Raw genomic sequence first — 23,400 nt, forward strand, 5'->3', positions numbered from 1 at the left:
CTTCTAGCGGTAAATGAGCGCATCAAAAGCAACGATAAGAGTGAGAATGTTGTACAGAAAACTAAGGCCAAAAAGCCTTCGGTGAGCAGAGTATTATCTTGACTCACCGGGAGCGTCCATATATGGCTGGTAACGAAGATTATCAATCTGAAGAAATCATTTCCTATGAATTGGGTTACCGTGTTACGCCTGCAAAAAAATGGTCATTTGACTCAACAATATTTTATAACGATTATAGTCAACTCCGCAGTGCTCTCACCAGCACAACAGATTTCAGCACTTTTCCTAATTATATTTCGCAATACTTAACATTTGGTAATGATCTCAAAGGACATAATTATGGCTTCGAGTTCTCTTCTATGTGGGCTGCAACCGATGCTATCCAATTCAAACTGAATTATAGCTTTATTCAAAATGAATTTGGTGAAAATCAAAGTCAAAACACTGATGCGCCAGAGCATATGTTGTCGACAATGATGGACTGGAGCATTACTGATGATATCGATCTTAATCTAGTGTGGCGATATATGGGTGACGCTTATGTCATCAATACCAATGACCTTAGTACTAAGACCATTGATAGCTACCATGGTGTAGATATTGGGTTGCACTGGGCTGTAACTCCTGATGTCTTGTTATCGGCGTTCGGAAAGAATTTACTTCATCCTGCTCACCTTGAGTATGAAGGCGAGAACTATCAATTCCCTTATCGAGTCGGGCCTAGTTATTACGTTAAAGCAAGCTTAACTTTTTAAGCTGGCAATTATGAAAAAAGTCAGTTTCAGTAGGAAGTTATTGTATTCATTATGGATTATGGGCTTTGCTCTGCTTCCGGGTACCGCTATTGCGCAAGATGCGTTCGAGTTAAAGGCCGCACTAACTTATAACTTTGCTAAGTTTACTCAGTGGCCTGAATCACGACTCAATGAAATGTCTGCATGGAAAATCTGTTACTTCGGTAATCAATATCATGACAGTTTTACGGGGCTTGCTAATAAAACATTGGCCAATCAGTCTGTCACCGTTATTCAGTTATCCGATATCAGTAAAGTCGAACAGTGTGATGTGGTATTTATTGATGCTAAGTCTAGAGAATTAACACATCGCTTATTATTAGCGGTAGAAAACAAAGCGATTTTAACGGTTTCGGATATCTCGGGGTTTGAGATGCAGGGCGGGATGATTGAAATTGTCGAACAAGATAAGCGCTTATATTTTAAGGTTAATATGCAAATTTTAGAACAATCAGGATTAAAAGTCAGCTCACAAGTCTTAAAATTAGCACTCGAGGTTAAACGATGATGAAACATTATTTTACGAGTAACATCATTATTTATCAGCTCATTTAAGCCATCTAAATCCCCTCAAAAACGTTACAATTTGAGCAACAGCCTCGAAAATAACTAACCTGTAGACTTAATTGATGAGAGCGTAGAGTGATGAATGATGCCAATATTTATGCCCATGCTCTCAAAAGTGAACATAAATTCAGAAATGGATCAATCTGGGGATTCTTTTGATGTTGAATTGCCTAAAGTTAGAGAGGCTTGTCTAATGTCGTTAAATACACTTCAAGATGTGGTATTAATCGTTGATGATGATCCTGTCATTAGACTGCTAATGCGCCGGGCACTGAGTCAGTCCGTGGGTAATATTATTGAAGCATGCAGTGGAGAGGAAGCCATAGAGCAGTTTTCCAAACATTTGCCAGATCTAATACTACTCGATGTATCGATGGATATGATGAATGGTTTTGAATGCTGCTCTGTCATTCGTTCATTACCCGGAGGGGATAATGTCGCCATTATAATGATTACCGCCTTAGATCAGCCTCAAGATATTAAAAAAGCCTTCGATGTTGGTGCTACAGACTTTATGACGAAACCCGTTCAGTGGCCGCTGCTTAGCCATCGAATCCACTATGTTCTTAAAGCCAATAAGACGATAAAGGAATTAACCAAGAGTAAAAACAAGCTTGCCAAAGCACAGAGTATTGCTCACTTAGGCTCATGGGAATGGGATTTTAAATCCGATGCATTAGACTGTTCTGATGAAGTTTATCGTATGGTTGGTTTGAAGCCTCAAGAAGTAAAAATTACGCTGCCTTATTTGCTCGAAGTTGTTCATCCTGATGATCGGTCCTTTTTAAAGACAACTGTCATGGGTGCCTTAAAGGCCAAAAAACCATATGATATAGAGTATCGTATTTTACATAGTAGTGGCGAAGTCATTACTCTGCATGACAGAACAGATATCACTTATCATTTTGGTGAACCGCTAATTAATGGCACCTTGCATGATATTTCGAGCCGCAAAAAATCAGAGCAAGAAATCGCTTATTATGCCTTTTACGATACGTTAACGGATCTGCCCAATAGACGTAAGTTTCTTATGCAATTGGACTCAGCTATTGCTTTAGCAAAGCGGCAAACAACCCAATTATCATTACTGTTTATCGATTTAGATCACTTCAAAAGAATAAATGATAGTTTGGGGCATCAAGCTGGCGATCAATTATTATGTGAAGCGGCCAAACGTATTAAAGATTCTGTACGTATATCGGATCAAATCAGTGTGGGAACTAGGCTTGATTATGAAAATGATCATCTTGCGCGTTTGGGCGGTGACGAATTCACGCTACTTTTATGTCAATTAGACCAGCTTGAAAACGTTGCTAATATTGCTCAGCGAATTCTTGATTCACTCTCCAAGCCCTTCTTTATTCAAGGGCAGCAGACTTTTATTTCCGCAAGCATAGGCATCTCCTTTTATCCAGATGACGGTGCTACTGGCGATGTATTATTGCAACATGCAGATACAGCCATGTATCAAGTCAAAAATAGCGGAAAAAATAGTTACCAACTGTTCTCACATGAAATGCATAAAGCATTAATGGATCGACTTCAACTTGAAGCCGAACTCCGAGAAGCCGTTATCTTAGGTAATCAGCTATTACTTTATTATCAGCCACAAGTTAATTCAATTGATGGGGAAATTGTTGGATACGAAGCATTATTACGTTGGAATCATCCCACAAGAGGCTTATTAGCTCCGATAGATTTTCTCGCGATTGCTGAAAGTAGCGGCTTGATTATTCCTATAGGGGAATGGGCTTTGCTTGAAGCTTGTAATAAAGCGAAGCAGATACATATTGCAGATACAAATTTTCAACGCATGGCTGTCAATCTATCTGCGTTGCAATTCAACCATGCAAATATTTTAGACCACGTTAAAAGTGCGCTAACAGAAACCGGTTTACCACCAAGCCTACTAGAGCTAGAAATTACAGAATCGGCAATCATCAGTAACGTCGATGAGGCGATTGCTTTGTTATTTATGTTAAAAAAACTCGGTGTGAAATTAGCTATTGATGATTTTGGAACTGGCTACTCTTCATTAAACTACTTAAAGAGTTTCCCCATTGATACATTAAAAATTGATAAGTCGTTTGTAGACGGGATTGTGAGCAATCAAAAAGATGCCGCTATCGCTCGCACAATCGTGCAGTTAGCACTTAATTTAGAGCTCAGTACGATAGCTGAAGGTGTCGAGTACATAGAGCAGCAAGAGTTACTTAAGGCTATGGGATGTACTAATTTACAAGGTTATTTGTATAGTAAACCCTTACCACCGGAAATGGTTTAATTGTTATGTGACGGGATAAATTTTAATGTTACATACCTCAACTTTATTAGTGAGTTGGTTGATGTAAATCGATGATCCATTGCGTCATCTAGCGAATGTGACACTCGTATTGACTTTAAATCGCCAATTGAAAAAGCTTTCATTTTTATAACCCACATAGTATGAAATGGCTTTGATGGTCATGGTGCTAGACATCAGTAACGTCTTTGCTATGTCGATCCTTACTTTTTGAATGGGATGTGTGTTGCCAACACAAAGCTACGCTCTAAGTTTCGTTTTCTAAAGCTAAACTTTTTAGCCACTAAGCTAATGTTCAGTTCCTTATTTATTTTATGTTAGCTTGACCTAGATAGAATGTTCATAATGGTTACGGTGTGATCACCTTCGATAATCGCGGCATTGGTGGCTCACTTCGTAAAGATGAAATTGCAACGAAGACTATTTGAATTAAACGAAGACAATCTTTTTGTGCAAATTGCTTTATAATAATCTATATGATTGATTTTTAAGCTTAAAATGTTGTCTTCGTTCTATATTGTATTAAGCGCGTTATCGTTTGCGTCTTTGGAGCAAAAGTGCTGTATTGCTTCTAAGTAACAGCAATACAAAGAGAAACACTAAGACGTTAACTCCTATACTGCCACCACTTGAACCACCTTCAGAACCATTACTATTAACTTCAACCTCTAGTGGAAACTTAAGTATTCCACCTTGGCCATCATTGACCGTAACGCCTATGGAGTATTTTCCTGTTTTAGCCGAAATGATTTGTAATCCCCCATAATCATCCACAATTGAGTTCGGTGGAAGGTTGGCAAATGTGTAGATTAAAGGGCTATCGTAATCAGGGTCCCAAACTAAATCTTGCATGGCAATTTCATAAGAACCACCTGCTTTTAAGTACTCCTTGCTCAGTGGGCTTATTAACTCTGGTGCATCATTTATATTTTTAAAATGGATAAAAAAACTGGTGAGAAGTTTTGTGCCTGAAAATACTTCAACCCTGGACCTATCGATCATTTCATAGTTACCACCACTGGATGGAACGAATAGATCCTTTTTCCCTGGCTTACCTGTTATTTTTTCGCCGTCAAACGTTAATGGTGCTGGCAGCCCTTTTATCGTCAATTGACTTGGGTTGGTATAATAGTTTTTGAGGTTGATCTCATTGTATTGATCTTGTGTCCACTCAAAACTATTTAGAGAGTCTAATTGTGTGATAGGTAATGTGTTAGCAAGTTGAAAAGACTGAATAATTTTAGCCGACTGAGCTATGCTTAGCCCATATTCCTCCTCAATAAGAATGCATTCACTCATCGCAAGTAAATTTCGGGTTTGATTTGTATAATGTAACGATAATTTTTCTTTACTGTAAATTATCGCTCTACATGTAGGCCCTAACCCATAGTCTATATCTGCTACAAATTGTACAGGTAAATTTATATCCTCAACCCCACGTCCTGGAGTGAAGCCTGAGTCTGACCATTGATCATTTTCATAAATGTAATGTTTGTCAGGATACAAATTAGTATTACCGGAGTAGATAAATAATTCTGATTTAGTACTGAGTGCAGTAATCCCTTTCAATCTAACATTACTTGGTAAACTAATATCATTTAGTAAAAAAATATTACCGAATTCATCGAAGCGGAATATGTATGCCTTAGCTATGCCTGTGTTGCTATCAGATATTTCAAACAGAAATTGATTAAAACCAACTAGGAAATAAGTTCGGTAAAAAGCTGATGTTGTGAAATTTGATAAGTCAGGTAATTCACCTTGAACATCTTGGCAAGTGATGTCTGTAACATTCACGGTGCAGTGTGTCGCGATGATGGCATTTTGAGAATATATCAAGCTAAATATAGTGTTTTCAGATGATTGAGTAACATTGATATACCCCCCCATACCAGGGAAAAGCTCTACTTCTTTGACCAGTTTAAACCCATCATTTAAATCAATACTTGAAAGATAATTACTGGAGTCGAGGTTGTCTTGATTACTGATAATTAATTTATCGTCAATCTTTGCGACAATCTTGAAGTTAATGTATTCATTATCCGCGAAATCGAGTACGACTTTTTGATTGAATTCAAGTAAATGCGATGTTGGCTCATATTGCCAAATATAAAGTGTCTGTACAGTGATATCTGAGTCGAGATTATTGCCAATTAAATAAAGCGTATTTGTTGATTTATCAAAGTGATATGTTCTTACGCTGTCAGGGTATAGCTCTTGTTGTTCTTCCCTGTAATCAAGCGTTTGCAAGATGTTAAAGGCATCTTCTGCGGCACTCGAAAAACACATTAAGCCCATGCTGGCTAGGATGAACCCGCGACAAAAAACCACAAACTTATTCATTGAAAATCCGTTATCCAATTTAGTTAGCCGTAATCTATCCGACATTTATAAATGTTTCAAGTATGTTAACCAGCCCGAATGGATCATTATTTTAACGCTAAAATGATCTATTCGTTTTTGATTGAATTTAGGCATTAATAAAAGGGGGAGGCGGCAAGAGCTAACATCAATATTACACGTGATTTAAAACCATGCTGGTGGGTTATTTTTATGTATTTTGCTAAACATTATCGGTCAAAAATGACGTGTGAAGCTTGCCATAATCTTGCCAATATATTAGAAACTAAATGTTTATCTCATGTTGAATAGTGACCCTTTTAGACAAACTCAATGAAGAGTCAGTGTATTTGGGGTTAACTAACGTCAGCCCTATAACATGTTCGGCGGAATTCACCGTAGTGTTGCATGAGCAAGAAAAATACTCGCGCTAATGACACAATATGCCATCGAATATCAATGGCTGTGGCTATTAGATTCACTCTATTAAACACTTAAATTCCGCTCAAAGTTAACAATGTCTACATCCGGTTTTATTTTATAAAGTTGGGCTAAACGGCCACCGGATTTAACTTTTTCATCTATCGTTGCAAACATTTCAGAAGCTTCAATACGACGAATTAAGCTCTTACGTTGAATCGATTTACCGATAATTGTTTCAATAACGGTTTTGAGTTGTCCAATCGTAAAATATTCAGGCAAACAGTATACGGGGACCATGGAATATAACGCTTTTTGTTGAAGACGCAGTTGCGCTTGCTCAATAATGTATTGATGGTCAAAAGCAATGGATAAGCTTTTTAATTGATTAACATCAATCCACTGCACGTCTTCAACCGTGTCTATATGTGATGACACATCTTGTTCAGCAATTAATGCAAAATAAACCAAGGTAACGCTGAATCCTCTTGGATCTCTATCGCTGCTTGAAAATGCCTGTAGTTGTTCAATGTAAGGTGGCGCTACACTGGTTTTTTCTTTTAGCTTTCTCAGTGCGGTTTTATCCGTTGTGTCATCAATATCAATATCAACAAACCCGCCAGGTAATCCCCAGCAACCTATAAATGGTTGGTTAGCACGCTTTACCATAAGCACTTTTAAGGCCGCATCCTTTACGGTAAATAGCACACTATCTACGGTAAATAATGGGTTTTTGAACTGGTTGATATCATATTCTTCAGTCATTTCTATTTATCTCAATGCCTTTATGTCTTTACGACACATTAATGATTCGTCAGTGTTTCGTCAATTAAAAATAAACATTGACACAATAATGTCTCTGGGACAACAATAATTGTGTCAAAGAGACATTAATTGGAGGTTGTTATGTTTGGTTTAAAATATATAAAAGCAGATCCATCTACACACTTGATGCTATTTAAAAAAGGCAATGTTATTCAAGAGGGCGTAGGAGTCAGTTTTTTCTACTATGCGCCAAGCTCATCATTGGTTGCTATTCCAAGTAACAGTAAGGAACTTCCTTTTGTCTTCAGACTACAAACGGCAGACTTCCAGGAGTTAAGTCTTCAGGGACAAATTACTTATCGGATTGAAAAACCACGAGAGGCAGCAAAAATGCTCAATTTTACTATTGAGCCTACTGGGCAGTATGTTTCTGATGACCCTAAAAAATTAGACGAACGTGTTCAGCGAGCAGTACAAGTGTTACTGCGTAATCATATTGAATCCATGACATTAAAAAATGCATTAACATGCGCTCGACAGCTGACGTTAGACCTTAAGCAAGGATTGGCTAGTATTGACGCTATTACGAGTTTAGGGGTTGGGATTACGGATGTATCACTCACCGCAATCAAACCCACGCCAGAAACAGGCAAGGCACTAGAGGCGGAAATTAGAGAAAGTTTGTTGAAAGAAGCCGATTCAGCAATCTATGCAAGACGTCTAGCCAGTATTGAGCAAGAAAAGAGTGTTAAAGAGTCTGAGCTAGAGACAGAAAAAGCGATTCAAAAGAAACAGCAAGATCTTGAAACATCGAAGTTAGAAGCCGTACGACTTCGCAAGCAACAACAATTTAAAATTAATCAAGAAACCATCCAAGCTCAAATAGAAGATGAGAAGCAATTAGAGCAGTTAGTTACCATTAATGCTGCAAACGAAAAGGCGCGTGGAGATGTGCAAGCCTATAAAATACAAGTGCAGATGCAAGCCTATCAAAATATTGATATTGAAAAGCTTAAAGTCATGAGTATGAGTGGCATGAAGCCTGAGCAATTGATTGCACAGGCAATCGAAAACTTGACTCAAGGGGACAATAAGATTGGCAATCTAAATTTCTCACCAGATTTATTATTGGCGTTAACGAATCGACAAGATGGGGGGCGCGGATGATTTCAAACCGAAAAATGGTGGTAGTGACTCGCAAAACTCGACTTGAAGAGCTTAAGCAAAAATATTGTACTTTAGGCCAAGCGAAGTTTTATCTTGAGCATTTAGGTGAATCATTTACCGACTACGAAGAAGAAAATCATCTTTACACTAATGTTATCAATATTGCTGTTGATTACCTTAAAACGATTAGCCGCGTACAATTGCTTGAACGAAGTGTATTGTCTACTTACCTATTTTCACCAGACGACATTGTTATAGTGATTGGACAAGATGGATTGGTCGCGAATACTTTGAAGTATCTCAATGGACAACCCGTTATTGCGATTAACCCCATGCCATCAGTGTATGCGGGTAAACTGCTACCTTTTTTGATAGGGGAGCTAAAAGATATTGTTTTACAAACCTTAAGCGGTACTGTCACCACTGACAATATTTCTATGGCAGAAGTGAACACCAATTTAGGCCAGACGCTTTTAGCCGTAAACGATATATTCATTGGTCCGAAAACACATTCATCTGCACGTTATACATTATCCATTAATGAGCAACATGAAGAGCAAAGTTCAAGTGGTGTGATCATCAGTACCGGCTTGGGATCTACGGGTTGGTTTAAAAGCATTCTGGCAGGTGCAAGAGGTATCGCAAAGCAACCTATTCAGGATGAGCTTACAGACGGTTTTCCGTGGGCAAGCCCATATCTCTATTACTCCGTTAGGGAGCCATTTCCTTCAATTAAAACCGGTTGCGAACTCGTTTTTGGTCAAATTTCAAATCAATCTGGTTTTTCTATGGCATCAAAAATGCCTGAAAACGGAGTGATATTTTCAGATGGTATTGAACAAGACGCCATTGAGTTCAATGCAGGTGTCGTTGCCTATATTTCAATGAGTTCACGTGTTGGCCATTTGATTAAAAAAGAGTAATTTTTTTAATATCAGTTAGTTGAATTAGCTGTTACTCTTTTTCCTTATACACCAACAATAGTGTCTCAATGACACAAATGCCTTGCTTAAGATTAGCGTCTTTGTTATATTCAATAGTGTCCTACAGACACTATATTAAAGGGAGTTAACATGAATGTATTTAGTCACGATGTATCAGGAAATAAAACGGTATTTAACTATGACACTTTTACTTTTTCTGGCGGTGAAGAGCATATCCGCTTTAATATAGAAGAGATATTAACGTCAGTAAAAATCGAAATTTTTGCTCGTTTAACCAGTTCATCTCAAATTGTAAAATTAATGGTGGCAGTCGATGCACTAAGAAGACTGTCAAATGACAGTATCCCAATTGAACTCGTTATCCCTTATTTCCCTTATGCTCGCCAAGATAGAGTCTGTGTCGAAGGAGAAGCGTTAGGTGCTTCTGTTATGGCAAACTTTATCAATCAACTTAATTTTTCTAAAGTCACAATATGGGATGCTCATAGTGACGTATCTCCAGCGCTGTTACACCGAGTCGTTAATATTCCTCAATTGTCATTGCTTATGCGTTACGAAGCGTTATGCCAACGCCTAGCCACGGGAGAGTTAACACTTATTTCTCCTGATGCTGGGGCCAGCAAAAAAACAATAAAAATTGCCGAAGCATTTAAGGGCGAACCTGAGGTTATTCAAGCTCAGAAAATTCGAGATCTTAAAAGTGGTGACATTATCAGTACCGAAATCTTAGGTGACGTTCAAGGCAAAAAAGTGCTGATTGCAGATGACATTTGTGATGGCGGACGTACTTTTATTGAACTTGCTAAGGTCCTAAGAGATAAAGGCGCTATTGAAGTTTCATTGTTTATTACCCACGGTATTTTCTCAAAAGGCCTAGATGTGTTTGAAGGGTTAATCGATACGATTTACACCACAGATTCGTTTAAACCCGCAGAAGAGTTTACACAAAATAAAAACATAAAGTTACACATCATCGAGATGTAAGGAAACCCTCATGACTATTACCGCTGCAAGTATGCAAAAAGATGTTTATAAAGAATTTCATAGCCGTGCTTATCATCCAGACGTCACTGAGGTATATGCAAACTTTACCTCAAGAAGTGGCAAGCTAAGTAATGTAGATAATAACGACAAAGTTGCTTTTGTGGGTTTACAGTACTTCATTAAAAGCTATTTACAGGACGAATGGGCTGAATTTTTTAACGTGGATAAAGCCTCTGCCGTTGCCAATCATAAACGCATTCTGAGTGCGATGTTAGGTTACCCCGTTAATGTTCAATATCTAGAAGACCTTCACGATTTAGGTTATTTACCACTCAAAATTAAAGCGTTACCAGAAGGTACATTGGTTCCTTATTTGGTACCACCTATCACTGTTGTTAACACCAAAGAAGGTTTTCAGTGGTTAACTAACATGATTGAAACCGTGTTGAGTTGTGAAAATTGGCCCATTCAAACAAGTGCAACAACGTCAGTAGCCTATTTAAAAGTGTTCAAAGAATTTGCAGAAAAAACCGGGTTACCAATGGATTTTGTGCCTTTTCAGGGGCATGACTTCAGCTTTAGAGGCATGTTTGGTAAACAAGCTGCGGCAATGAGTGGTTTTGGTCATTTGGCTTCTGGTTTAGTCGGTACAGATACCATTCCAGCTGTACTGTTTGCTGAGAAATATTATGGTGCCAACGTTGATACTGAGCTTGTAGGTTGTTCTGTTGATGCGACTGAACATTCGGTGACATGTTCTTGGATCATGGAAGGCGAAATTGAGTTCTTTAGATATTTGATGAAAGAACAGTCGCCAAAAGGAATATTGAGTGTGGTGTCTGACACTTGGGACTTCTGGACGTTGGTGACGGAATATTTACCTCAGTTAAAGCAAGAGATCATGGCCCGTGAAGGCACATTAGTTATCCGCCCAGACTCAGGTGATCCGGTAAAAATTCTGACCGGATATAAAGTTTCTCCAGTCTCTGACTATGCAGAACTGTTTAATACTCAAAATGAGGCTGAAAAAGAGGCCATTATCAATGGTTATGAAGCTTACCGTTGGAATGGAAACTATTTTGCTTTTGAAGAAGAGCAAACCATTAGCTTAATGGATTTTGAAGTCAAAGGGCTTATTGAATGCCTTTGGGATATTTTTGGTGGCACTACCACAGACAAAGGTTTTAAGTTACTTGATGAGCATATTGGTGCTATTTACGGTGACGCAATTACATTACCGCGCCAACGTCAAATATTACAGCGTTTAATGGATAAAGGCTTTGCGTCTAAAGTGGTTTTAGGCATTGGTTCGTATAGCTACCAGTATGTCACCCGTGATACCCATGGCTCAGCAGTTAAGGCAACCAGTGTGGTTAAAAACGGTGAGCGGGTCGCGATATTTAAAGATCCTAAAACAGATACTAAGAAAAAATCAGCTAAAGGCTTACTTAAAATCGAGCGCGTTGATGGTGAGTTAGTGTTGTTTGATGATGTTACAGATATTGAAGAGGATCAAGGTTTACTTGAGACTGTTTTTGAAAATGGACATCTAGTTAAAGAAACGTCACTTGAACAAATACGACAAGTGATTAACGACCAAATTTAATAATAATATCCAATATTAAGCCTATTCATTATCCTGAATAGGCTTTTTTATTGCCTTAATCTTGTATATGTAAATATTCATATATACAATGTTTTTAAGATCCCAGCTGAGCCCGTCATCTATGAAAAAGAAAAGCGTATTGTTTTTGTGTACTGGAAATTCTGCCCGTTCACAAATGGCTGAGGCGTTATTAAGGAGCAAAGCCGCTGATCAATTTGAGGTTTTCAGCGCGGGTACTGAGCCGGAGCAAGTTGACCCAAGGGCGATTGAAGCAATCCAAAAGTTTGGTGTCGACGCCAGTCATTTAGTGTCTAAAAATGTACAAACCTTTGCTGGGCAAGCCTTTGACTACGTGATTACGCTTTGCGATAAAGCCAATAGCGAATGCCGCAGTTTTCCTGGGGCTGGTAAGCAACTCGCCTGGGATTTTCCTGATCCTAAAACACGCAAAGGTAACCATCCTTTCTCCAGCACTTTAACCGAGCTTAACAATCGCTTATCAATGTTTTTGCTGGTGGAACGTAAGGCGTCTGCAACAGCACCCATTGAAACACCAGCCGAAGTTGAACCGCTCGCCGAAGAGGCGCTAACCGATGTCGATCCCATCGCGTTTTATAAATGCTTAACCGACGATATCCGTCTAAAAACCTTAATGCTGACTCATTATCATGGTGAGCTGTGTGTGTGTGAGTTAATGCAAGCGCTTAATGAAGAGAGCCAACCTAAAGTGTCACGTAATTTAGCCTTACTGAAAAAGGCCAATATTCTAAGCGACAGAAAACATGGCCAATGGGTGTTTTATCGGATTAATTCAGCATTACCGTTATGGATTAAGTCGGTGATTGCGCAAACGACCGAAAATAACATTGCGTTAATCTTGCCGCATCTTGATCGTCTAGACAGCATGAAAAACCGCCCTGATAAAGTCAGTTTTTGCCGTTAACTCTGCAATGCTTAGGTGCTTAAATTTAGTTTAGTTCAGCTTAATTTACTTTAAATTTAGTGGGAAATATTATGAAAATTAAAATCGGAATTAATGGTTTTGGCCGTATGGGACGTTTATCAATGCGCGCAGCGTACGATTGGGACGACGTGGAAATTGTTCATATTAACGATCCCGCTGGTGACGCCGCAACATTAGCGCACTTAATGACCTTTGATTCTGTGCATGGTCGTTGGCATCATGAGGCGACTCATCAAGGCGATGCCATTGTAATTAATGGCAAAGCTATTCCATGTACTCAAAATAAAGCCACTCAAGATACCGATTGGTCACAATGCGATGTAGTGATTGAAGCTTCAGGTAAAATTAAAACCAAGGCCTTGTTGCAAGCGTATTTAGAGCAAGGTGTTAAGCGTGTTGTGGTTACAGCACCAGTGAAAGAAGAGGGCGTGCTCAATATTGTGATGGGCGTAAATGATGACCTTTATGATAAAGCGATTCACCCGATTGTGACGGCTGCGTCTTGTACCACCAACTGTTTAGCGCCAGTGGTAAAAGTTATCCACGAAAAAATCGGCATTAAACATGGTTCGATGACCACAATCCACGACATCACTAATACCCAAACCATCTTAGATGCTCCGCACGCTGATTTACGCCGTGCCCGTGCCTGTGGTATCAGTTTAATCCCCACCACAACCGGTTCTGCTACTGCTATTACTCACATTTTTCCTGAGCTTAAAGGCAAACTAAATGGTCATGCTATTCGGGTTCCACTGGCCAATGCATCGATTACCGATTGTGTGTTTGAACTTGCTCGCGGCACTACAGTACAAGAAGTGAATCAATTGCTTAAACAAGCTGCTGACAATGAGCTTAAAGACATTATGGGTTATGAAGAACGCCCACTTGTGTCTGTTGATTATAAAACCGATCCACGCTCGAGCATTATTGATGCCTTGTCGACCATGGTAGTCAACGACACCCAATTGAAATTATACGTGTGGTACGACAATGAGTGGGGATACGCTAACCGCACCGCTGAGCTTGCCCGCAAAGTTGGCCTAGCAGATAAGGAATAACTCAGCATGGGGCTGATATCTCTGAGCGCATTGCCGCCGCAGATTAAACAATACCTGATTATTACCGGTAATTATTGGGCGTTTACCTTAACGGATGGTGCGCTACGTATGCTGGTGGTGTTGTACTTTCATCAGCTCGGTTACAGCCCGCTTAACATTGCCATGTTGTTTTTGTTTTATGAAATTTTTGGCGTGGTGACTAACTTGGTTGGCGGCTGGTTAGGCGCAAGACTGGGGTTAAATAACACCATGAACATTGGTCTTGGGCTGCAAATTGTCGCCCTTGCCATGTTAACGGTACCCGCCGATATGCTGACCGTCATGTATGTTATGGCGGCGCAGGCCTTGTCTGGTATTGCTAAAGATCTCAATAAAATGAGTGCCAAAAGCGCGATTAAAATGCTGGTGCCTGGTGATGCTCAGGGTAAGTTGTATCAATGGGTGGCGATTCTTACGGGGTCTAAAAATGCCTTAAAAGGGGTGGGTTTCTTTTTAGGTGGCTTATTACTGACATTACTTGAGTTTCGCGGCGCCGTGATAGCAATGGCCGCCATGTTGACCATAGTGTGGCTGATGAGTTTACTCAGCTTAAAAGCCGATTTAGGTAAAGCCAAAAACAAGCCTAAATTTACTGATATGTTCTCAAAAAGCCCGGCAATTAATATGCTGTCGGCAACGCGGATGTTTTTGTTTGGTGCCCGCGACGTATGGTTTGTGGTGGCATTGCCGGTATTTTTAGCAGTTACCTTTCAGTGGGACCATTGGTGGGTTGGCGGCTTTATGGCCTGCTGGGTGATTGGTTACGGCATAGTGCAATCATTTGCGCCGTACTTTACTGGTAAAAAACAAGGCAAGGTGCCAACAGGGCATTCGGCCTTTTTATGGGCTAGTTATTTGTTACTTATCCCAGCAGCCATTGCATTAGCGTTACATTTTAACTTTTATATTCAGCAGTCATTAATTGGCGGCTTAATGCTGTTTGGTGCAGTGTTTGCGATTAATTCATCGCTGCACAGTTACCTTATTGTCAGCTATGCCGGACATGATGGCGTGTCACTCGATGTCGGCTTTTATTACATGGCCAATGCCATGGGGCGCTTAATTGGTACGGTATTGTCGGGTTGGGTGTATCAACAATATGGTCTAGAAGCCTGTTTGTGGATCTCGAGTGCATTTGTTGCTTTAGCGGCGGTGATATCCATTAAATTACCAAGATAAACATGCGGTAAATCGTAAATCAACATCATAAAAAATAGGGTTGCCATTGTTGGCAGCCCTTTTTTACATCTGTTGGTTTCCCATTAGGCTTTGAGCCTGAAACTCTTACCGAATAGTCGGTAAAAATTGCTTACGTAGGTTTGGGTTTCTGATTTCCCTTTTAATCCGCATAACTTTTTATTTTATTAATTTCAGGTGGTTACGATTTTTTTTGAAAGTTGGCACGATGCTGGCTTTAGTTAGTATACGAACAATGAGAAATATACGAACGATAAGAAGTATACAAAACACAGACATACAGAGTTCATCGCACGTACTAATATCGTTTATGCATATTCAGTACATTTAAGACAAACCGTATACCAAGGAGGTTTTTATGTTGGGCTGGACATTAATGTTTTTAGTGATAGCAGTGATTGCAGGTCTATTGGGTTTTAGCGGTATTGCAGGTGCAGCCGCAGGGATCGCCAAAATTATTTTCTTTATCTTTGTGGTGTTGTTGTTAATTTCGCTTGTGTCGAATGCGCTGCGTGGTAAATCACCTCGCTAAAAGTCATTTAAATAACAGGTATCCAAACAATAGTCATTTAACAGCAGCCATCTAAATAATAAACATGGCTTAATTGTTAATTAAGCATATCTTAATGTAGCTAGTAGAAGCATCTGCCAGCAATTAAGTCTTTACCATCATCAAGGAGATGAATTATGAAATTATTAAAATTAATCACAATGGCAAGTTTTATGGTGTTATTAACTGCTGGTTTATCAGCATGTTCAGATAACAAAGCCGAAAATGCCGGTGAGAAGGTCGATGAGATGATTCAAGATGCGGGTAATGCAGTTGAGGATGCTTGTGAAGATGTAAAAGAAGGCATGAAAGCCGAAGATCCAGACTGTTAATAATATAACGGCACTCATGCATTAGGCATGAGTGCCGCTTTTTATTATTTCACTCCAGGAGGACCGATTATGCCGACCCAAATCCACATTAAATATTATTACACCCTTGGTACTTTTATCGCGTTGTGCTTATGCATCGCATTACCAAATGTAGTGCTGCAAGTGGCGTTTGGCTGGGTGGCATTGTCTTTAGCTCTAGTCAGCTCTGCGTATTGGTTTAATAGCGCGGGGATTTTTCGTAAAAGCCAGGATGGCAGTATCCCGTGGTATATCAGTTGGAGTTTTGTGCCGTTTTTAATGGGCTGTCAGGCGTATAACGCGTGGGCAAGAAAGCACGATAAAGTGCCGGCAATTCAAAAGATAGATAAACAATTGTATTTAGCTTGCCGTTTGTTTCCAAGTGACGTTGAGCAATTAAAACGTGAAAAAATAGGTGCTATTTTAGATGTAACCGCCGAGTTTGATGCACTTGAATGGACCTTAGTGGACGAAAATATCGAGTATTTAAATATTCCGGTGTTAGACCATAATGTGCCAACTGTGGCGCAATTAAATCAAGCCGTAAACTGGTTACACACTCAGGTACGCAAAGGCAACAATGTGGTAGTGCATTGCGCCTTAGGTCGAGGCCGTTCAGTATTAGTCTTGGCCGCGTATATAGTGTGCCGCGATAAAAATCGTCAGTTTACCGAAGTGCTCAAAAGCATTAATGATATTCGCCAAACGGCCCGCTTGAACAAGTGGCAGTTAGCTGGCGTTGAAAAAATGCATCAAAAGCAGCAAATTAATATCCATAAACAAGCCTGGTTAATTGTTAATCCTGTGTCGGGCGGCGGTAAATGGCACGATGAAGCCGATCATATTAAACAAACCCTATCGCGCTATTTTCAGCTTAATGTGTTGTACACCGCCAAAGATAAATCGGCGGTGCTATTAGCCGAACAAGCTAAAGCCAAAGGTGCTGATATTGTTATAGCCTGTGGCGGTGATGGCACGGTTAACGAGGTCGCCTCGGTGTTGGTCTACAGTGATATTTATTTAGGCATTATCCCAATGGGCACCACTAATGCGTTAAGCCACACTTTATTTGGTGTCACAAGTAAGTTAATACCCGTGTCGCAGGCGTTAGATATTTTAATTCAAGGCCATCACCAACGTATTGATACCGCAGTGTGTAACGACACCATTATGTTACTGCTGGTGGGGTTAGGGTTTGAGCATAAAATGATTCAAAAAGCCGACCGCGAAACCAAGAACGACATGGGCCAGTTAGCGTATTTAAATGGCTTATGGGAAGCCATTGATGAAAATCAATCGTTATCGATACGCTTACAGCTCGATGATGGTGAAACCCACACTATCGACACCACCAGTTTAGTGGTTGCCAATGCCGCGCCATTTTCCAGCGTATTAGCTCAGGGTAATGGCGAACCGATTATTAATGATGGTTTACTCGACATTACCTGGATTGAGGCAAGTGAGACTTCGCCACAACAATTGCTCAGCATGACCGAGTTATTGTTTGCAGGCTTAACAGGCAGTCGAGACCAAAACGCTGCAAATAGTGCGATTCATCATCAACAGGCGAAAAAAATCTATTTAACAACCGATACTCAGTTTAAGTACGTGATTGATGGCGAGCTGTTTGAGGCTGATGATATGCGTATTGAGGTGAAACCCAAGTCGTTGTCTGTGATGATTCCACAAGGGTAATTTTCTTCTTCTGGCCTCAGGCCATTAAGGTCGTGATGCTTCGCCCACGACAGTGTGAATAAACGTTAGTTTGATTCAAGTATATCTATATGGGTCGGTTAGTTTAAATTTGTCTTCCCGGCAATGCTTTTGAGCCGGGATCCAGGTGTTTGTTTTTATTTTGCTTATGGCCTGCGGCCACTAACGTCGTGGCGCTTCGCCCACACCAGAGCAAAGGGGTAAAGCGCTTGTACCCCTTTGCAAACCCTCAGCGTTCCGGCAACATTTTCTGATGAGCGAAAAAATTGCGACGGAAATTTAATCCAGCTTTGGGCCGCGTTTATAGTCTGCTTCGGCCAACTCTTTATGGTAAAGAATAAAATGCTAACGCTTCAGATGGGAGTCTGATGTGAATGGATTCACGAATGTCGTGGTGGCATGGATGCCAAGGAACGACCCTTCCCCTCTAAAGCTAGCCAGACATCCATGTCTGGACTCACGTCATTTTCTTCAACGGCCTCAAGTTCAGAGTTGAATTTGGGCGTTTAAAAGCTAAAACCAACTCGTTTTTGGACATAAACGGTTTAGGTGCTAAGATCTAATTAGTGAGTTTCGAATTAAAATTTCTATGGTTTAACGTTACGAGCATGCGCTCGAACTTTTGAACGTCGCGGGAGACAGTAGGCCCGAATGACAAAGATTGTTATGTATGAATTTGAAATCGAAGCTCCCCGCCAGATATTTTTATATTGCCAAAATTACCGGTAAGCTCAAATCCACTATCGACTACCTGCAATGTATCAATGTTGCCATAATCAATTGAACCGTCTGGATCAATAGATGGCATTACAACTGATTTGGGCTTTAAACCAGATACGGAAACTGCATTAGTGAATTGAAGTATTGCTTTTCGGTAGTACGTATATTCATTTAACTTTGGCTCGGCATAATATCTGGACTCAGGCCAGATGCTGGCCTCAAGCTCAAAGCAAAGACAGTTATTCTCATAACTCCAATCTAAAACGAAAGAGTCAGTGAGATTGATACCTTTTAATACTTCCATTTGACTCCAACCCATAGTCATTCACATATAACGCCCCGCTATTAAGCGAACTGTAAATTTAGGTACAAGGCAACTGATAATCGAGATTACTAACCATATAAGGTGAAATGTTGTGATTTCAAAGCCTCTCTCGAACGAAAATGATTCGGATATAACCAATGCTATTCCCATAGAACCACCAAATGTAAATGTATAAACACTCGGTAATATCAGCGCATAAGATAACTTTTTTTGAACGATTAACGATATCGTATACGAAACAATAAAGCATATTGTAAATGGGAGTAGTCCAATAAAAACGCTATTCCTTATAATAATAAAGGTTGGCGATAACGCTAAAAAAGCGCCTGCTAACACAGCAAAAAATATGGTAACTATATTTAATGTTTTAAGTATACGACTATCCATATGGTTCATTTAACGTTTTAGTATTTATGCGATGCGTATTTATCTCGCTTAGACCAGTGAAAACACGCACAGTTAACTATCTGTATGCAAATAACTTATCAGCTTTCAATTAAATACACCATACTGAAAAACGCGAATGTGAATTGACTTAAAAACACTCAAAACTAATTAAGTTTGAATATGACGGTATACCCATCCAGTTTCGCTCACTCATGATGAACTCTATATGGATTGGATAAACTGGGTCAACTAAGGATTAGGAAAGCGAGATAACTATGCATTCCAAACACATATTGGGGCATAAATGAGTTACGTATATTGCTTGCAACAGTTCAAATTCAACTCTGAACTTGAGGTCGTTGAAGAAAATGACGTGAGTCCAGACATGGATGTCTGGCTAGCTTTAGAGGGGAAGGGACGCCCCATCTGAAGCGTTAGCATTTTCGAATAAGGCTGAAGAACACCGAAACGCGGTCAAAAGCTGGATAATTTTCCGTCGCAATTTTTTCGCTGCTGTTGTTTGGTTAAAAAGCGAAAATGTTGCCGGAACGGCAGGGGTGATCCAAGAGGGGATTGCTGTTGATCCCCTTTTGGCCCGTGCAGGGTGGAACCTTGCGATCTTAATCTGGTGTGGGCGAAGCGCCACGACGTTAGTGGCCGCAGGCCATTGTACAAAAGAACAAAGCTAACACCTGGATCCCGGCTCAAAAGCATTGCCGGGATGACGATATTGGTGTGCCCGACTCAAAAGCACTGCCGGGATGACAATATTGGTGTGTCCCAGCTTAAAAGTATTGCCGGGATGATTGGATTGGTAAATTCCAACTCAGAATCTCTTCTGGGATGATGAGTTTCTTAATCTTCTGAGCTGGTTTGATCTTCGTATTTACTCAGTTTGTTGTACAAGGTTTTGACACTAATGCCGAGTTGCTTGGCTGTGTCATTTTTATTGCCGGCGGTTTGATCGAGTGCTTGATAGATTGCGACTTTTTCAAGTTCATCTAAACGCATACCTGCGGGGATTTGGACATCTTCTTCCGCTGACTCGGTAGACGGTTCTAGCGGGTTAATATTGATATGGCTGACATCAATAATATCGTCGGCAAGAATATAAGCGCGTTCGATTGCATGCTTTAACTCTCGCACATTGCCAGGCCATTTTTGTTGTTGAATAAGAGCTAAAGCATCGTCAGTAAAAGCTTTACTGAGCTTTTCTGCAGCATTGCGGTAGGCTAAAAAGTGTTGGGCGAGTCCGCTAATGTCGTTGCCACGGTCACGTAACGGCGGCACGTTGATAGGAAAATGCGCTAAGCGGAAATACAAATCTTCACGAAAATGTCCGTTTTCAATGGCTTTAGCGGGATCGCGGTTGGTTGCTGCCACAATACGGACATTGGCTTTTTTTACATTAGGGCTGCCGACTTGGCGATATTCGTTATTTTCGAGTACCCGTAACAGTTTAACCTGATGCTCGAGTGGCATTTCGGTGACTTCGTCTAAAAATAACGTGCCACCTTCAGCTTGTTCAAATACGCCGGAATGATCTCGATGTGCGCCTGTAAACGCGCCTTTCACATGGCCAAATAATTCACTGTCGACTAGTTCTGGGCTTAATGCGCCGCAGTTAATGGCAATAAATGGCTCGTTAACACGGTTGCTGGCTAAGTGAATCGTATTGGCAACCAACTCTTTGCCGGCTCCGCTTTCACCAATAATCAATACATTACTGTCTGTTACCGCAACCTTACGCGTCGTTCTGTACAGCTTGTGCATGGCTCGTGATGAACCCACTAGTAAACCATATTGATCAAGCTCGCTTGAAAAAGGTTGGTGTTTTTTAGCCGATTTGGTCACTAAGTCTTGGGCAAAATCTTCTAAGGTATCGTCAATCAACGTCATATCGTAAGGCTGACGAAAATGATAACCCGCCCCAGTTGCCATTAATTTGTCTAGGTTGGGGTTCGGTTTGCCTTCGCTTAAAAAGATAAATTCGATATCAGCCATTAATTCGCTATTGGCGATATCGAGATAGTCTTGTTGGCTTAAATTGGCGAGTTCGATAATGGCCACATCTACGGCATTGTCTTCAAGTTGAGCTAGCCAAGGTCGCTCGATGCTACTGGCTATTTTATTGAAATGTTGGCAACTCGGAATTTGTAAGAGCTGAGTTTGTGTTTGCGGCTGGCGCAAATGGTAAAAAAGTACTGGACGACCCATGCCGATATCACTCCCTGTCTGTTAATAACCAATGTATGTCGAAGATGTAGATTTGACAATTACAGGCGGTAATTTTTTCCTGTTCGGCGTTTTCCCCGAGGCTTGTTTATTAGCATAACAATTTAAAATCAGTAGGTTAATTAAACTTTGTCAATGTGCACGGATTATGCAAGTAAACATAATGACTTAATTTTACATTTATTAGCAAGTCATCATGCATGTTAATGATAATCATTAACTAATGATAAGGAGATATGACGTTGAATAGAACACGATCAAATGAGGTTATGCACGACGGAAGCGACTTATGGTTACTCAATGAAGCCATTGATTTATGCCAAGCAGGACAACAGTTTTATACCCAGGCCACAAAGGGGGCCGACGACTACAATATCAAACGTATTTTTAGCCATATGGCAGAGATCAGAAAAAGTATCTTAAGCCGACTAACGGCATTGTTTAAGCAGGTTGAGCCGAGATATCCGCAAACGATTGAGAGTATTAATACGTTAAGGCCGTCGCTGAGCCCTTTTTATGCCGAAGCAGAGAGAGCCATAGAACAAAAGCGTTTGGCAAAAGCCATTAAGGTACTGGTTACCGCAGAACAGTATGTGTTAAATCGACTGAAACTTGCCGCTAAGCGTGCCAATAGCCAACAAGTCACCCGGCAATTGGCTGAGGGCATCGCATCGCTGCAAATAAGCTGCGACAGCATGAAAAACTTGCAGTTTAACGAGTCGACTCCATCACCCTGAAAATTTTACATCATGTCGGTAAAAAAGTCCGATATTCACTCACTGCTATTAACGGATTTACAGTGGAATAAAATAACAAGTTAATTTAAAACAGACTGTTATAAAACTTGGCACAGTTCGCGCATTACCTAATATGTAAAACAGCATTAACACTAACAATGGAGAATATCTTTATGAAAAAGACTACATTATCAGTATTAACAAGCATCGTTCTTGGTTCAATGGCATTTACTGCAAACGCAGCTCAAGATTGGCAGGATGATGCAAAAGATGCATGGATTGATGGTAAAGCTGAAACCACGTTACTGTTAAACACCAACTTAAACTCTTTTGATATTAATACCGACGTAATCGACGGTAATGTGACCTTAACGGGTAAAGTAAACAGCAGTGTTGATAAAGCGCTGGCTGCAGAATTAGTAAAAAGTGTCGATGGCGTTAACGAAGTTAATAACGAATTAACGGTGATGAAGCAGCACAGCAGCGACAAAGATCATGACAGTGATACTTTAGTCGACACCTTAACTGACTCGAAAGTGGCAACCGTGGTGAAAACGCGTTTATTATTTTCAACCGACATATCGGGTACCGAGATTGATGTAGACGTTGAGAATGGCGTAGTCACCTTAGAAGGTACGGTGTCGAGTGATGCCGAACGTGATTTAGCCCTAACCATTGCCAAAAATACCGATGACGTTAAAGAGGTTGTCGATGAGTTACGCATTACTGGGTAATCGTGATTGATATAGCATATTATTAACCAGCCTTCGGGCTGGTTTTTTTATGGGGCAATTTTTAATAGGGTCACTTTTTAATGGAGTAACTTTTTACTGGGGGCAAGCATGATATGCATGATGACAAAATAAGCCGCGATTATTTGGTAGTATCACCGAGATATTGCTCTGTTTTTGTTGTGGCTGCGAGTGCACTGTTAAGCGGTTGCAGTAGCATGTTATGCCAGGCGCAAACAGACAAGGCGACCGATCCCATAAGCTAGTATGACCAGCAAAAACAGTGTGAGCAGCGGGTGAATCAACATATCGATGATGAACGTCGCCAACAACGCTCAGACATTCAACAGTTGCTAGACGAATCTATTAAGCAAAATACCCGCTAACTTTTTCACACAGACCTGAGCATCGTAGTTTTACTACTCAGAACTTGTACCAAGACTTTACGCCAATACCTTATCTGTTCTTTTTCATCATTTTATCCGTAATTGTGTCCAATGTT

Annotated in this window: 19 protein-coding genes; 15 read left to right on the top strand and 4 right to left on the bottom strand. The window is 40.3% G+C overall.

Annotated features, from left to right (window positions below; translation table 11 throughout):
* Nucleotides 1–122 precede the first annotated feature (122 nt).
* The 3 genes from ACROAE_RS12385 to ACROAE_RS12395 all read left to right on the top strand — a co-directional run bounded on the left by ACROAE_RS12385 (nt 123) and on the right by ACROAE_RS12395 (nt 3,645).
* On the top strand, nt 123–755 hold the full coding sequence (locus ACROAE_RS12385) for a TonB-dependent receptor domain-containing protein (RefSeq protein WP_432402155.1): 633 nt from the start codon (nt 123–125) through the stop codon (nt 753–755).
* A 10-nt stretch (nt 756–765) separates the two neighbouring features.
* Nucleotides 766–1,302 (top strand): YfiR family protein, encoded by a 537-nt coding sequence (locus ACROAE_RS12390; protein WP_432402157.1) that lies wholly within the window; start codon nt 766–768, stop codon nt 1,300–1,302.
* A 141-nt stretch (nt 1,303–1,443) separates the two neighbouring features.
* On the top strand, nt 1,444–3,645 hold the full coding sequence (locus ACROAE_RS12395) for a two-component system response regulator (RefSeq protein ID WP_432402159.1): 2,202 nt from the start codon (nt 1,444–1,446) through the stop codon (nt 3,643–3,645).
* A 549-nt stretch (nt 3,646–4,194) separates the two neighbouring features.
* On the opposite strand, the gene ACROAE_RS12400 is transcribed toward ACROAE_RS12395, so the two are convergent.
* Together ACROAE_RS12400 and ACROAE_RS12405 are read right to left on the bottom strand one after the other, a co-directional pair.
* The gene (locus tag ACROAE_RS12400; RefSeq protein WP_432402161.1) at nt 4,195–6,006 is read right to left on the bottom strand and encodes a hypothetical protein; all 1,812 of its coding nucleotides are present in this window, start codon (nt 6,004–6,006) and stop codon (nt 4,195–4,197) included.
* A 483-nt stretch (nt 6,007–6,489) separates the two neighbouring features.
* Nucleotides 6,490–7,188, bottom strand: a complete 699-nt coding sequence (locus tag ACROAE_RS12405) for an NUDIX hydrolase (protein ID WP_432402163.1) — start codon at nt 7,186–7,188, stop codon at nt 6,490–6,492.
* A gap of 141 nt (nt 7,189–7,329) precedes the next feature.
* Between ACROAE_RS12405 and ACROAE_RS12410 the strand changes: the two genes are divergently transcribed.
* From ACROAE_RS12410 to ACROAE_RS12455, 10 genes are all read left to right on the top strand, one after another.
* On the top strand, nt 7,330–8,355 hold the full coding sequence (locus tag ACROAE_RS12410; protein ID WP_432402165.1) for an SPFH domain-containing protein: 1,026 nt from the start codon (nt 7,330–7,332) through the stop codon (nt 8,353–8,355).
* A complete protein-coding gene (locus tag ACROAE_RS12415) occupies nt 8,352–9,278 on the top strand; it encodes a hypothetical protein (RefSeq protein WP_432402167.1) in 927 nt (308 codons plus the stop codon). Before ACROAE_RS12410 ends, ACROAE_RS12415 begins: the two co-directional genes overlap by 4 nt.
* A gap of 150 nt (nt 9,279–9,428) precedes the next feature.
* On the top strand, nt 9,429–10,283 hold the full coding sequence (gene prs, locus ACROAE_RS12420) for a ribose-phosphate diphosphokinase (protein ID WP_432402169.1): 855 nt from the start codon (nt 9,429–9,431) through the stop codon (nt 10,281–10,283).
* Nucleotides 10,284–10,293: 10 nt separating this feature from the next.
* A complete protein-coding gene (locus ACROAE_RS12425; RefSeq protein WP_432402170.1) occupies nt 10,294–11,889 on the top strand; it encodes a nicotinate phosphoribosyltransferase in 1,596 nt (531 codons plus the stop codon).
* 121 nt (nt 11,890–12,010) lie between these two features.
* Nucleotides 12,011–12,832 (top strand): metalloregulator ArsR/SmtB family transcription factor, encoded by an 822-nt coding sequence (locus tag ACROAE_RS12430; RefSeq protein WP_432402172.1) that lies wholly within the window; start codon nt 12,011–12,013, stop codon nt 12,830–12,832.
* A gap of 71 nt (nt 12,833–12,903) precedes the next feature.
* Complete coding sequence (locus ACROAE_RS12435; protein WP_432402174.1) at nt 12,904–13,914, top strand: ArsJ-associated glyceraldehyde-3-phosphate dehydrogenase; 1,011 nt, start codon at nt 12,904–12,906, stop codon at nt 13,912–13,914.
* A 6-nt stretch (nt 13,915–13,920) separates the two neighbouring features.
* On the top strand, nt 13,921–15,132 hold the full coding sequence (gene arsJ, locus ACROAE_RS12440) for an organoarsenical effux MFS transporter ArsJ (protein WP_432402176.1): 1,212 nt from the start codon (nt 13,921–13,923) through the stop codon (nt 15,130–15,132).
* Nucleotides 15,133–15,508: 376 nt separating this feature from the next.
* Nucleotides 15,509–15,682 (top strand): DUF1328 domain-containing protein, encoded by a 174-nt coding sequence (locus ACROAE_RS12445; protein WP_188958050.1) that lies wholly within the window; start codon nt 15,509–15,511, stop codon nt 15,680–15,682.
* Nucleotides 15,683–15,837: 155 nt separating this feature from the next.
* On the top strand, nt 15,838–16,032 hold the full coding sequence (locus tag ACROAE_RS12450) for a hypothetical protein (RefSeq protein WP_188958052.1): 195 nt from the start codon (nt 15,838–15,840) through the stop codon (nt 16,030–16,032).
* Nucleotides 16,033–16,101: 69 nt separating this feature from the next.
* Nucleotides 16,102–17,745, top strand: a complete 1,644-nt coding sequence (locus ACROAE_RS12455) for a diacylglycerol kinase family protein (protein ID WP_432402178.1) — start codon at nt 16,102–16,104, stop codon at nt 17,743–17,745.
* Between the two features lie 682 nt (nt 17,746–18,427).
* Here the strand turns inward: ACROAE_RS12455 and ACROAE_RS12460 are convergent.
* Both ACROAE_RS12460 and ACROAE_RS12465 read right to left on the bottom strand, forming a co-directional pair.
* Entirely contained in the window at nt 18,428–18,787 is a 360-nt protein-coding gene (locus ACROAE_RS12460; protein WP_432402180.1) for a hypothetical protein, read from the bottom strand.
* 1,263 nt (nt 18,788–20,050) lie between these two features.
* Nucleotides 20,051–21,412, bottom strand: a complete 1,362-nt coding sequence (locus ACROAE_RS12465; protein ID WP_432402182.1) for a sigma-54 interaction domain-containing protein — start codon at nt 21,410–21,412, stop codon at nt 20,051–20,053.
* Between the two features lie 260 nt (nt 21,413–21,672).
* Here ACROAE_RS12465 and ACROAE_RS12470 point away from each other — a divergent pair, with 260 nt between their 5' ends.
* Together ACROAE_RS12470 and ACROAE_RS12475 are read left to right on the top strand one after the other, a co-directional pair.
* Nucleotides 21,673–22,167, top strand: coding sequence for a hypothetical protein (locus ACROAE_RS12470; protein ID WP_432402184.1), 495 nt, complete (start codon nt 21,673–21,675; stop codon nt 22,165–22,167).
* A gap of 173 nt (nt 22,168–22,340) precedes the next feature.
* The gene (locus ACROAE_RS12475) at nt 22,341–22,901 is read left to right on the top strand and encodes a BON domain-containing protein (protein ID WP_432402186.1); all 561 of its coding nucleotides are present in this window, start codon (nt 22,341–22,343) and stop codon (nt 22,899–22,901) included.
* Nucleotides 22,902–23,400 lie beyond the last annotated feature (499 nt).

This window comes from Shewanella sp. MF05960 (genome assembly GCF_050849305.1).
Classification (GTDB): domain Bacteria; phylum Pseudomonadota; class Gammaproteobacteria; order Enterobacterales; family Shewanellaceae; genus Shewanella.

Bases quoted from the DNA above. Each gene is read 5' to 3' on its own strand.
- ACROAE_RS12385 (WP_432402155.1), top strand. From the start codon at position 123: ATGGCTGGTAACGAAGATTATCAATCTGAAGAAATCATTTCCTATGAA.
- ACROAE_RS12390 (WP_432402157.1), top strand. From the start codon at position 766: ATGAAAAAAGTCAGTTTCAGTAGGAAGTTATTGTATTCATTATGGATT.
- ACROAE_RS12395 (WP_432402159.1), top strand. From the start codon at position 1,444: ATGATGCCAATATTTATGCCCATGCTCTCAAAAGTGAACATAAATTCA.
- ACROAE_RS12400 (WP_432402161.1), bottom strand. From the start codon at position 6,006: ATGAATAAGTTTGTGGTTTTTTGTCGCGGGTTCATCCTAGCCAGCATG.
- ACROAE_RS12405 (WP_432402163.1), bottom strand. From the start codon at position 7,188: ATGACTGAAGAATATGATATCAACCAGTTCAAAAACCCATTATTTACC.
- ACROAE_RS12410 (WP_432402165.1), top strand. From the start codon at position 7,330: ATGTTTGGTTTAAAATATATAAAAGCAGATCCATCTACACACTTGATG.
- ACROAE_RS12415 (WP_432402167.1), top strand. From the start codon at position 8,352: ATGATTTCAAACCGAAAAATGGTGGTAGTGACTCGCAAAACTCGACTT.
- prs (WP_432402169.1), top strand. From the start codon at position 9,429: ATGAATGTATTTAGTCACGATGTATCAGGAAATAAAACGGTATTTAAC.
- ACROAE_RS12425 (WP_432402170.1), top strand. From the start codon at position 10,294: ATGACTATTACCGCTGCAAGTATGCAAAAAGATGTTTATAAAGAATTT.
- ACROAE_RS12430 (WP_432402172.1), top strand. From the start codon at position 12,011: ATGAAAAAGAAAAGCGTATTGTTTTTGTGTACTGGAAATTCTGCCCGT.
- ACROAE_RS12435 (WP_432402174.1), top strand. From the start codon at position 12,904: ATGAAAATTAAAATCGGAATTAATGGTTTTGGCCGTATGGGACGTTTA.
- arsJ (WP_432402176.1), top strand. From the start codon at position 13,921: ATGGGGCTGATATCTCTGAGCGCATTGCCGCCGCAGATTAAACAATAC.
- ACROAE_RS12445 (WP_188958050.1), top strand. From the start codon at position 15,509: ATGTTGGGCTGGACATTAATGTTTTTAGTGATAGCAGTGATTGCAGGT.
- ACROAE_RS12450 (WP_188958052.1), top strand. From the start codon at position 15,838: ATGAAATTATTAAAATTAATCACAATGGCAAGTTTTATGGTGTTATTA.
- ACROAE_RS12455 (WP_432402178.1), top strand. From the start codon at position 16,102: ATGCCGACCCAAATCCACATTAAATATTATTACACCCTTGGTACTTTT.
- ACROAE_RS12460 (WP_432402180.1), bottom strand. From the start codon at position 18,787: ATGGAAGTATTAAAAGGTATCAATCTCACTGACTCTTTCGTTTTAGAT.
- ACROAE_RS12465 (WP_432402182.1), bottom strand. From the start codon at position 21,412: ATGGGTCGTCCAGTACTTTTTTACCATTTGCGCCAGCCGCAAACACAA.
- ACROAE_RS12475 (WP_432402186.1), top strand. From the start codon at position 22,341: ATGAAAAAGACTACATTATCAGTATTAACAAGCATCGTTCTTGGTTCA.